Raw genomic sequence first — 9,262 nt, 5'->3', positions numbered from 1 at the left:
AGTCAGAAAAGGTTCGATAACGGTAATGAGATAATTTTATGGCCAGAAAATTACTATTAATAATCATATGTATATCCTTTAACCTTCTTAGGGGACAGGATGAAAATACCACTACTTATGGTATTCTTCCTACGGATATTCCTACTCATACCTTAGTAAAATATAACCGTTTTTATTTTAACCCTACCTTTTCTTTGGTTCGCGAAAACAAAAAGTCTATTAATGTTTATAATAAAACGCAATGGGCTTCATTTAATGATAATCCTCAGACATATTTAATTAACTATACATCAAATTTTGACGAAAAAATAGGTGTTTCTATTGGTTTGCATCAACAAAACGAAGGTATTTATAGGTATTTTGGTGGTATAGCGAACTTTGCATATAACATCGAATTAAATAGAGATATGAACTTCACTTTTGGTTTAAATCTCGGCTTTTCGCAAAGCGGAATTAAGTCCAACATTGATTCAGCAACAAGTATTGTTTTAAATAACGGAGTAGAAGTAAGTGACCCGGTTATTCTTAACTATGAGAATAGCTCAGTTTTTCAATTAACTCCTGGTGTTAACTTTAATTATGCAGAATTTGATGTTGGGGTTTCTGTATCAAATCTTGTGGCTTATAATCTAACGGGTAGTGAGCTATTGACAGATAATATGGCTTTTACTGGTCATGTTATGTATACTACAAGCTTAGAAAGAAGATCAGACAAGATAATACGAGGAATGGCATATGCTAATATGTTACCCGACTCGGGCGCAGATTCAAATCTTAGATATGGAGGTAATGTTATTGTTGAATTACCAGCACTAGGTTGGGCTCAAGCAGGGTATAATAGTTTTTACGGAGCTTCATTAGGTATTGGAGGTAATATTACATCTAATATTTCGGTTGGATATACCTACGAAACAGGATTTGGAGATACCAGTAATTTTGGAGCAAGTCACGAAGTAGGTTTAGCATATAATTTTGAAAAAGAAAGACCAAGAAGAAGAAGAGGAAGTAGATCAAAATCAAGTACTCAAAAAGCATATGAAGAAAGAGATTCTGAAATTAGAAGACTTAAGAAGGAAATTCTTGAACAAAATAAACTAATAAGAGAATTACAAGAAGAACAAGGAGACTCTCGAAGCCAGGAACAAAAGGCAATGAGTGAGCTCGAAAAATCAATAGCAGAAGCTAGGGAGAAAGAAGCCAAGGCAGCTAGAGAGTTAGAATTACAACGAGCAGAAGAAGTAAAGTTATTAAACAAAAAAGCAGAAGAAGAGCGTTTGGCTGCTCAAAGACGAGTAGAGCGTGAGGAAGCAGAACAGAATGCAGAAGAAGAGCGTTTGGCTGCTCAAAGACGAATAGAGCGTGAGGAAGCAGAACAGAAAGCAGAAGAAGAGCGTTTAGCTGCTCAAAGACGAATAGAGCGTGAGGAAGCAGAACAGAAAGCAGAAGAAGAGCGTTTGGCTGCTCAAAGACAAATAGAGCGTGAAGTAGCAGAACAAAAGGCAGCAGAAGAAAGAATCGCTGCAGAAGAAGCAGCTCGTGAAGCCGAGGCGGCAGAACAAGAACGCTTAGCTGCTCAAAAAGAACTGGAACGTGAGGAAGCAGAACAGAAAGCAGAAGAAGAGCGTTTGGCTGCTCAAAAACAGTTAGAACGTGAGGTTGCAGAGCAAAAAATAGAAGAAGAACGTCTAGCTGCTCAAAAACAGTTAGAACGTGAGGTTGCTGAGCAAAAGATAGCAGATGAAGCAGCAGAGGTAGCTCGTTTAGCCGAGGAGAAGAGATTAGCAGACGAGGCAGCAGCAGAGGCAGCTCGTTTAGCAGAAGAGAAGAGATTGGCAGATGAGGCAGCGGCAGAAGCAGCTCGTTTAGCCGAGGAGAAGAGATTAGCAGACGAGGCAGCAGAAGCAGCTCGTTTAGCAGAAGAGAAGAGATTGGCAGATGAGGCAGCAGCAGAGGCGGCTCGTTTAGCCGAGGAGAAGAGATTAGCAGATGAAGCAGCGGCAGAGGCGGCTCGTTTAGCTGAGGAGAAGAGATTAGCAGATGAAGCAGCAGAAGCAGCTGCAGAAGCGGCTCGTTTAGCAGAAGAGAAGAGATTAGCAGATGAAGCGGCAAAAGCAGCAGCAACTGCAAATGAAGAGGGATTAGATGAGATTAAGAAAGAACTAGATAATAGTAGTCGAATCACAAGTAAGATATTTGCTCGTCGAGACTCATTACTAACGACCAGCTTAAATGTAGATAAACGTGAATTTAGCAAGCTTTTAGAATCACTTGTTAGTATGAATGATGATGCAGATGAGGCTAAAAAAGAAGCTGATCCAGCTAGTTCTAAAAGGTTGACAGCTAGAAATAGATTTGTAAAATTTGCTGAAACAACAAGACCTGAGGCTCAAATTGCAACCAAATTTATACCGGGATACCCAGAAGGATATTACTTAATCGGTAATGTATTTAAGGGAGGAACATATGCTGATAAATTCTCAGGTACATTAAAAGATTTAGGATTTAATGATTCTAAAATAATACTTAATCCAGAAAATCAATTCCAGTATGTAGCTATAGAAAGCTATACAAACAAGGATGAGGCGATAGAAAAGTATTTAAATAATATTGATAATAGATACTTTGGTGATATGTGGATATTACACATTGCTAAGAGTAGAGTAGAATCCTATAAAAAGCTATTACAAGAAACTCGACTTATCAAAGATACGGTTAAGGATGATACAGTATTAACAGAGAGTTTATCGTACATCGGAGGACATAATATTGAAAATGGATATTATCTGATTACGAATATTTTCAAAAGAGAAAATTATTTTGAAAGAGGAATGGCGAAGCTAAGAGCTCAAGGATTAGAGCCTCAATATTTCAGGAACCCAAAAGACAACTATATATACGTATACTTAAAGAGACATGACAATCTTGAAGAAGCTAAACAAAGCTTATTCTCTAACGTAAATAACTCGTATGATGGAGATCTTTATATATTGAAAATTCAATAATGTAAGAAAGAGATTATGATGACTAAATACCCAAACACCCCACGGCTTATGAAACTTAGACTGAAATCTGCTATCGTTTTGGTTTTTTTAATGATAGGCATACAACAAATATCTGCTCAGGTCCCCTTTACCGAGGTACCTAACAGTACGTTAAGAATTAACGGAGAGCTTAAAATAATTGGTAATGCTATTGTTGGACTAAATCAAAGTGGTTTTACTCCCAATGATGATTATAATGGAAACGCTTCAAACAATGCAAAAACTTTTGGATATATTGATATAGATGGTGATCCATCGACATTTAGTTCTAGTAGTGCAGATCTTCAATTAACATCGGGTTGTGAAAGGATTGCATATGCTGGATTATATTGGTCAGCCTCATATTTTACTCAAATGAATCCGGCCGATACTCGTTTTGTTCAGTACACGGGTTTGCCTTTTCCAGATAATAGACCTGATTTTAGAACTATAAAAATTAGACCACCTGGTGGTGGTGGATACGTTACTATTCTGCCTGCTCAAACACAGGTGATTTATGATGGATATCGTAATACTGCTACTAATCCTAGTAATGCTGCAGTAATAGATATTCCGTATGTGTGTTATGCAGATGTTACTACACTAATACAAGGTTTAGCAAATGCTAACGGAACCTATACAGTTGCAGATATGCGTGCCTCTACAGGTTTTTCTGGATTTAATGCCAACGGTATAGCAGGAGGATGGGTACTTGTGGTTGCCTATGAAGATCCTACCTTGTCTGCAAAATTTATAAGTACTAGACAAGGATATTTAAATAATCAACCTTGTAACCCTGCTGATCCGGGATGTTTAAAGAACTTTACTTATACAGGTTTCCAGACACTACCAGCACCGTTACCAGTACGTGCACGATATTCTATTGCAACGCTAGAAGGAGATAGACCATTTACTGGTGATATATTTCAGATTCAAAGACCTGATGGTGTAAGACAAAACATTTTCACTACTCCTGCTAACCCTAATGGCAACTTTTTTGATAGTTCGATATCTGTAGATGGGAGTTATGGAAATGCTGCGGTAGCACCTATTCCTGGTGATCCACCTATTCGGGAACCACATTCACGTAATACTTTAGGGTTTGATGCAGATATTTTTGATATCCCTAACCCTGGTAATTCTGTTATACCGAATACTCCTGCGGGCAGTACAGCTTCAGCTACTTTTTTTACGACTTCTACGGGTGATGCCTATAGTGTGTTTTTTAACTCTTTTCAGGTAGAAGTTATCGAACCAGAGCTTACAGTTACCAAAAGAGTGTTAGATAATAATGGTATAGATATTACAGGAGATCCTGTAAATTTTGCGGATCAATTGTTTTATGAGCTTACTATAGAGAATCAAGGAAATGAAGATATTACGACAGCAAGTATTAGGGACGTGCTTCCTGATAATGTAGATTTTACACTAGGAAGTATAACGACCAGTAACCCAGGTATAGTTGCCACTCCCAATGGTACAAATCGACAGATAGATATTACCATAGCAGATCCACTAGTTGTTCGTAATGGAGGAGTTCACACTGTTCGTTTTGGAGTTAGCGTAGTAGCCACCTGTGCAGATCTGCGAGATGCCTGTTCTAATCAAATTAATAATGTAGCAATTTCAACTTATACAGGAGTTGAATCTGGTATTACACGACCTGGGCAAAGTATTTTGGACCAAGATGCATGTGGATCTGATATTGTAGGTTCCTCTAATGTTTTGATTAATGATGGTATTTGTTTTACTACGGCTCAACCAGCTTTTATATGTACAGGATCTTTAACACTTACAGCAGGTGCAGGCTTTTCTTCTTATGAATGGGTAAATGCAAGTAGCCCTGGAGTTGTTATTGGTACTAATAGAGATTTAGTAGTTACAGCCGCAGGAACCTATATTGTAACCGAAACCGGTGCTCCTGGTTGCCAGGATGCTCAACAAACTTTTAATGTTGACGCCTTTAATACCGTTGTAAATCCGGTTGTAGATATTGCAAATAACTTAGGATCTAATCCTAATGTAAATGGTAATGTTCGTACCTGTCCAATCACGGGAGATCCACTACCAGAGATCTTTTTATGTGGAGCAGGGACTACATTAACTATTCCAACTCCAGGAAACACATTAGGTTTTCCTGTTGGAACTACAGTTGAATGGCAGCGATTAGATCCTATGGATTGTCCTGCAGTACCAAGAGATCCTAATTGTCCTACTACAGATTCTGGATGTGATGGGGATTGGCAAACTTTAAGTACAGATATTAATAGTTTTACAATTTCACAAGCAGGAGAATATAGAGTTAATGCTACTTTTGATAGCAATTGTACTATACCTTTTTACTTTAATGTATTCCAGAATAATTTTGACCCTGATCTTGCAGTTATACGACAAATTATTTGTGGTACGCCAGGAACAATACGAGTTCAAAATTCTTCTCTTCAATACGAATACCAATTAATTACACCTATAACAAATACAGTAATTGGATATCAGGCTTCGGCAGAATTTACAGGATTAACAGAAGTAGGAACATATACTGTAAATGTTCGTCAGGTAGGAGGTTTACCTACAGCTTGTGTTTTTCAAGAAACTATCTTTTTAGACGAATTAGACGCTACAGAGACCGTTACTCCAACCTCTCCTACATGTCCAGGCGACCAAGGGCAGATTGAAATAACAGTAACAGATTCTCAAATTAATTATACATATATCATTAATAGCACAACAACAGCTTTTAATGACACAGAAGGGCCTACTACGGTTCCTAATCATACATTTACGGGGCTTAATCCTGATACTTATAACGTGCAGGTATTATCTGCTGATGGTAGTTGTTCAGAACCTTTTACAATAACCATAAACGATCCTGCCGCATTTTCGGCTACAATAAGACTTGTTGAAGATTTACATTGTAATCCAGGGTATCAACCTAACCCTAACCTTAATGACCCGTTGCATCCAGACTATGATCCTACCGCATTACCATTTGATGATGATCCTGAAATAGCAATTTATGAGGTTACAGTAACAGGAGGTTCGGGTAATTTTGCATTTAATAACCAGGCAGATTTCTTGGGCACTGCATTAGCACCAATAACAGGAACGACTTATCAATTTAGGGCAACTGCTGCGGGTAATTACCCAGTATTTGTTAATGACCTTGATAATAGTTGTACTATAGCAGCTGGTAGTGTCGATGTAAGCCCTTATACGGCAATTACAGCAACTGCTACACCAATTGACCCTGTTTGCCCAACAGATAATGGCTCTATTCAAGTTGCTGTTACTGCGGGGTCAGGTTCACCGTTTACTTATATTTTAGATCAAGGAACAGCAACAGAAGTAACCATTGGGCCAACAGTTAATACTTCAGAAACATTTAATAATGTAGATCCATTAACAACGCATACAGTTATTGTTCAAGATGGATTTGGATGTGATTTTGAAATTACTAACATAACTTTTACAGCGCCAACTTTAATTACAGTTACTAACATTGCAGTTACAGAATATCGTTGTGATGCTTCGGGTTCTAGTACGACACCACAATTAGCTCAGATTACGATTTCTGGTGCTTCTGGAGGTAATGGTAGTTATGAATATAGTATTGATGGAGTTGATTTCAGTAATACTACAGGAATATTCACGGGATTAACAGATGGTACTTATACTATATATATTCGAGATACGAGTACTGCTGCATGTCCTGTTAATTTGGGTCAGCGTACAATAGATCCACTTCAGGAGGTAACTGATCTTACCTTTTCTCAGACTCAACCTCAATGTCCTGCTCTTACTTCAGATATTACTGTTAGTGCTACAGGTACTAATGGGGCTGCTAGTTTTGAATATCGAATTACTGCCCCTGCGGCAAGTGTTACAGCTTTTAGTGCTACTACGGTTTATACTTTACCAGCAGGAGACACTTATACTTTTGAGGCAAGAACTACTACAGATGGCTGTATTTATTCAGAGAATTATACGATAGACGCTGTAGATCCTATAGCAGTTTCTGCTAATATTACTGCAGAGCCTACCTGTGCTACAGATACAGATGCATCTATATCATTTGATGTTACGGGTATAGATTTAACTTCTACGACCTATAGTTATGTTGTTACAGGAGGAACCATTCCTGTTGCTACTCCTATTACCGGGGGTCCTATTAATACGACTCCAACTTCAGTACCTAATCTTGGAGCAGGTACTTATACTGTTGTAGTTACCGATAATACTACTAATTGTAGTGCAACGCTTACTCCACCGATTACGATTACTGATCCTGCTGTTTTAAGTTTTACGACTACTGTTGTAGATTCCAATTGTGGAGTTACTTCAGGTATTATAACGGCAAATGCTACTGGTGGTCGAGGTGGTTATCAATATGAATTACGAGATTCTGGAGGAGTCGTTATTACGGCATATCAGAATGGAGATACTTTTAGTGGTTTAGCTGCGGGAAATTATATAGTTGCAGTACGTGATGGTAATACTGCTGCGGCATGTGAGGTTACCAATCCTGTTACTGTAGATCAACTTACTCCACCTACTATTGCGACAGCAGTAGGGGGTGATGCGTGTTATGATACGACGAATCAAGCGACACAATGGATTACGATTACTCCGAGTATTCCGGTTCCTTTAGGTCCATTTACCTATAGTTTAGATGGTGGTGCTCCGGTTGCTGTGGTCTTTTTACCGGGTCCAGCTCCAGCGAATACTTTTGAGATTCCTAATCTTACTCCAGGAACACATAGTGTTACGGTAAGTAATACAGCGAGTAATTGTACATCTACTTCGATTAATTTTGATATTAATCCAGAGTTGACCATTACTGCGAATTTGGATAAAGATTTAGATTGTTCAGCGACTCCTGATGCTACGATTTCATTTACAGCTACGGGTGGTGATGGTACGTATACTTTTGATGTTATTGAGGTAGGTCCAGGCACTGTTTTTCTTGCAGGGGTTACTTCTCCTGTTTCAATAAATGCTGCGAACACGTATGAGGTTCGAGTTACAGATGGATTGGGTTGTGTAGCTACATCTTCAGAGATTATTGTTAATCCTACGGTTGTACCTACAGCGACAACTACAATTACCAATGTAGTTTGTAATGGAGATTCGAGTGGTGTTGTGGTTATAAACCCAACAGCTGGAGTTGGCCCATTTGAGGCAAGAATAACATCACCAGTTGCAGGAGCATTTACAACAAACCTTACTTTTACAGGTTTGGCTGCTGGGACTTATGATTTTGAGATTAGAGATGCTAAGCAGTGTCTAGGTACAGTTCAGGCAATTGTTACGGAATCCCCTCAGATAACAGCTACTGTAGATTCTATTACTAATATAGATTGTTCTACAACTACAACGGGAACTATTGTTTTAAATCCTGCCACGGGAGGTTCTGCAGGGGTAACAGATTATACGTACGTATTATTAAATAGTGATTTAACACAAAATACAAGAACAACAACAAACCCTGTTACTTTAGCAGTAGGTACAGGCCCTACTTTTGATAATTTGGATCCAGACTCTTATCTTGTAGATATTATAGCATCTGATGGATGTAGTAATAGAGTTGGCCCATTTGTGGTAACACAACCACCGTTTGATTTAGATTTTGATGTAACTCCGGCACCAGCGGATTGTTCTACAGGAGCTAGATATCAGATAGAAGTTTCGGGAGGAGAAGGACCATATCTAATTAATGAATTTAGAGCAACAGGTTCGGCAATACCACCTTATGAACCTCTAAATGGAATGCTAAACGGAGTGCTTACTCCGTTACCAAATGGTTTTGGTAATGAGACAAGACACGAATTTACGGGTCTGGATTATGGAGTACCTTATGTATTTGAAATTATAGATACTTCTACAGGATGTAAATATTTTGAAGCAGTAACTCCTGTTGATCCTCCAGGGTTTGATATAGCAATTACTAATAATGATCCTGTAGATTGTTTTGGAGGTGCTAATGGATTTATAGATTTTACGGTTACAACTCCAGCAGGAGCGACGACTGTAGATTGGGAGGTGTTTAATGCTGACACTGGTCTTACTACAGGTATATCAGGAACTCTAACTGCACCTCTTCTTAGTGGAACCGCATCTGGTTTAAGCGAAGGTAATTATTTTATTAGAGCGATTGAAACTGGTGGAGCACCTATACCTTGTACAGATGCAGCACCTTTTACGATAACACAGCCTAGCAGTCTTCTCACCTTAAATTTTTTAAG

At 38.5% G+C, this 9,262-nt stretch carries 1 protein-coding gene and 1 pseudogene; both read left to right on the top strand.

Annotated elements, in window-relative coordinates:
- Window positions 1-38 precede the first annotated feature (38 nt).
- Entirely contained in the window at window positions 39-3,002 is a 2,964-nt protein-coding gene (locus Z053_RS30585) for a PorP/SprF family type IX secretion system membrane protein (protein ID WP_025668093.1), read from the top strand.
- 48 nt (window positions 3,003-3,050) lie between these two features.
- Window positions 3,051-9,262, top strand: a pseudogene (locus Z053_RS0126970) (hypothetical protein); the annotation flags it as partial.

Origin of the sequence: Aquimarina megaterium XH134 (assembly GCF_000520975.1) — a bacterium.
GTDB lineage: Bacteria > Bacteroidota > Bacteroidia > Flavobacteriales > Flavobacteriaceae > Aquimarina > Aquimarina megaterium.
Note: the sequence above shows the minus strand (reverse complement) of the source record. Positions and strands in the feature narration are given on the sequence as shown.